The organism is Paraburkholderia fungorum, from assembly GCF_046027605.1.
In the GTDB taxonomy this organism is placed as follows: Bacteria; Pseudomonadota; Gammaproteobacteria; order Burkholderiales; family Burkholderiaceae; genus Paraburkholderia; species Paraburkholderia fungorum_F.
In genome coordinates this window covers 1-948 of the sequence record NZ_JAQQEF010000085.1, presented here as the reverse complement: position 1 = coordinate 948, position 948 = coordinate 1, and the positions used below count along the sequence as shown (strand labels likewise).

The following is a 948-nucleotide window of genomic DNA, read 5'->3' as shown; positions in this document are numbered from 1 at the left end:
GAGTTTCCTGCCGCCTTCAAGGGGCTGCAGACAATCCTGCTGAAGCACCCCGGTGGCGACCGGGAGATGGTCGAGATACTGGCGCTGGTGCTGCTGCACGACGAACAGGCCGTGCTCACCGCCGTCGAACTGGCACTCGAGGCCGGTGCGCCCTCAAAGCAAACGGTGATGAACTTCCTGAGCCGGCTGCTTGACGGGGCACCCGTGCCTCCGCTGCAGACACCCCAGGCCTTCGCCCTGCGCGTCGAGCCGCAAGCCAACGTCGGCCGTTATGACGACCTGAGAGGCCGGGAGGATCATCATGCAGCCTGACGCCATGATGGAAATGCTCAAGTCACTGAAGCTGCACGGCATGGCCCAGGCGCTTGGCGAGCTGGCCGCGCAGGATTCCCCCGCGTACAAGTCGGCATCGCTAGTTCTGGCAGGTCTGCTCAAGGCGGAGATGGCGGCCCGTGAGGTACGTTCACTGGCCTATCAGATGAAGGTAGCCCGCTTCCCGGCGTATCGGGATCTCAACGGCTTTGACTTCGGTTGTAGCGATGTCAACGAGGCAACCGTGCGTCAGTTGCATCGGTGTGAGTTCATGACATCGGCACACAACGTCGTGCTGGTCGGCGGACCGGGCACGGGCAAAACGCATCTGGCGACGGCGATTGGCGTGCAGGCGATCGAACATGATCGAAGCCGCGTGCGCTTCTTCTCCACCATTGAACTCGTCAATGCGCTTGAGCAGGAGAAGCTGACTGGAAAGCCCGGGCAACTGGCTGTGCGTCTGATGTACGCCGACCTCGTCATCCTCGACGAACTGGGTTATCTGCCGTTCAGCCAGACCGGTGGCGCCTTGCTCTTCCATCTGCTGAGCAAACTCTACGAGCGCACGAGCGTCGTCATCACAACCAACCTGAGCTTCTCTGAGTGGGCTAACGTCTTCGGCGACGCGAAGATGAC

General features: G+C 61.6%; 1 protein-coding gene and 1 pseudogene. Both read left to right on the top strand.

What is annotated here, in order from left to right; genetic code table 11:
- Positions 1-312, top strand: a pseudogene (locus tag PQR53_RS38840) (IS21 family transposase); the annotation flags it as partial.
- A partial coding sequence (istB, locus tag PQR53_RS38835) for an IS21-like element helper ATPase IstB (RefSeq protein ID WP_408465884.1) occupies positions 302-948 on the top strand: 647 nt, incomplete at its 3' end. The pseudogene PQR53_RS38840 and the gene istB, both read left to right, overlap by 11 nt.